Origin of the sequence: Erwinia sp. OLFS4, from assembly GCF_002752165.1 — a bacterium.
GTDB lineage: Bacteria > Pseudomonadota > Gammaproteobacteria > Enterobacterales > Enterobacteriaceae > Izhakiella.
Window position 1 is genome coordinate 1 of record NZ_MOMB01000041.1, and the last position, 1,783, is coordinate 1,783.

General features: G+C 49.8%; 3 protein-coding genes. All 3 read right to left on the bottom strand.

Annotated elements, in window-relative coordinates; translation table 11 throughout:
- Positions 1-131, bottom strand: a 131-nt coding sequence (locus BL249_RS06715; protein WP_342633895.1) for an IS1 family transposase, incomplete at its 3' end; no start/stop codon positions are given.
- A gap of 371 nt (positions 132-502) precedes the next feature.
- Complete coding sequence (locus BL249_RS06720; RefSeq protein WP_099707632.1) at positions 503-1,441, bottom strand: hypothetical protein; 939 nt, start codon at positions 1,439-1,441, stop codon at positions 503-505.
- 178 nt (positions 1,442-1,619) lie between these two features.
- A partial coding sequence (locus BL249_RS06725; RefSeq protein ID WP_241898819.1) for an IS1 family transposase occupies positions 1,620-1,783 on the bottom strand: 164 nt, incomplete at its 5' end.

Consider the following 1,783-nt stretch of genomic DNA (forward strand, 5'->3'; position numbering starts at 1 on the left):
TAAGCGTAAGTGAGTTGAAACACGCGGTGGCAGTCACGGCAGCGAAATCTGTCATAGCCTTTAGGGTTCTGACCATGGCGGTAAACCTGAACAGACTGACAACGGGGACAATGAACGTTAACGCTGGCCATAAGAGAACCTCAAAAGCCCGCATTATACATCAGATTCAACCAATTAGAGGCATCACCCAACCTGAGCAAGCCAGCTGATCGACTTGATGTCACCATTAATGCAATGGCAGCGGAAGGTCCTTATAACTCGGATGCAAAACGTGACGACACGGTAGTAACTGCGGATACAGCGTATTCGGCTAAGACAACCATAACTCTATCACTGGTATAGTGCTGTAGTGCTGTAGTGCTGTAGTGCTGTAGTGCTGTGCAATGTCACAACCTCCGCCGCCCGATCCTCCAATCCGGGCGGCGGAGTTTTTTCTGACGCCGGTCAGGCTGCTGAGGCGCTGTTACTGGCAGGGGCGCGTGTTGCTTTTTGCATCCGGCGCTCAGCGAAAGGTGCGTCTTACCAGCGACCTGCGGATATCCTGGTCGCCAAGCCGGCGGGAGTTGTATGGGGAGCGGCTAAAGGTGACGCCTGCGCCATGGTATCCGCTTACCTGAATTTGCTGATAACCGAGAAGATTCAGTTCTCTGCCAAGTAATTGTGCGAAGGGCTGGTTCTGCACCGGCGGCTGGCCTATCAGCGCCCGCAGCCTGTTGAGCAGACCTTTTTTGTCACTGATGCCGGCGCTGCTGGCCAGTTCATCGGCGGCGAAAGAGCGCGGTTTGATTCTGTCTGCGCTGTAGCAGGCGGTTATTCGCACATCACGGAAGGCAGCCGGTAATCCGCAATTTTTTAATTGTTCAGCCAGCGCTTTTGCGCTGATATGGCCGCGGGTCATGTACTGATTTGCTGCCAGGACGTTTATCCCGGGCCCGCCATGGCCGAGGATATATAACTTATCGTTTGTGCTTAATAAGGTACTGAGGGAGCCGCTAATAAAGGTGACGTTTTTTAGTACCAATAACTCCTGGCTGAGCCTGGCGGTGGAAGTCAGTCCGCTATCAAACAGTTCTGGTGAGACGGTATTTCTGAGGGTTTCTCCATGCCAGCCTGGGGCTTGCTGAAGATATCTGTCGAGGTTGTGAAGGTGGGCCGTGGTTTCATGTATCGTGCTGGTGAGTTCAAATATTCTCTTTGCCTGCAGTTTCTTTATGCTGGCCAGCCGGTTTTCATCAGGCGTATAGAAAGTATATAAAGGCTTGCCATGCTGATGGCGCAGAATATTCATCCCCAGCCCCTGCTCCAGCAGGTCGCTGGCGACAAAAGGCAGATACAGATACCCCTGACCGCAGCCGTTATCTGACGCCGCGCTATTATGGCTGGCATGTGGCAGGGAGTTTGGCGTGTTTTCTAAGCGTTGTAATGTCGTCGCTTTTTTCATTATTCAGCCTTATTATTAATTGCGGTGAAATAATATTTTTTATATTAAAAGTCATTCTGTTCTTAATATAATCTGATTGAAAAAGGCAGCGTATTAATTTTTTGTTGCTAAATATTGTTATGGTGATTGTACAAAACGCCAAGGCGATGCGGATAAAAAAGGTGGGTGATGCCTCCAATTAGTAGAACATGTGTTTCTCGATAAACGCTCCAATGACTTTTTCGTGGATCTCAACTGAGCGCGAAAAGCAGATTGTTTTACGAGCCAACCGTTTAATGCGGGTGCGGAGCGTCAGGTTATTACGTTCAATGCGTTGGGTGAAAATTTTGCCCGTCAGATGGT

Excerpts from the sequence above, each read along its gene's own strand:
- BL249_RS06720 (WP_099707632.1), bottom strand. The coding sequence starts at position 1,441 with ATGAAAAAAGCGACGACATTACAACGCTTAGAAAACACGCCAAACTCC.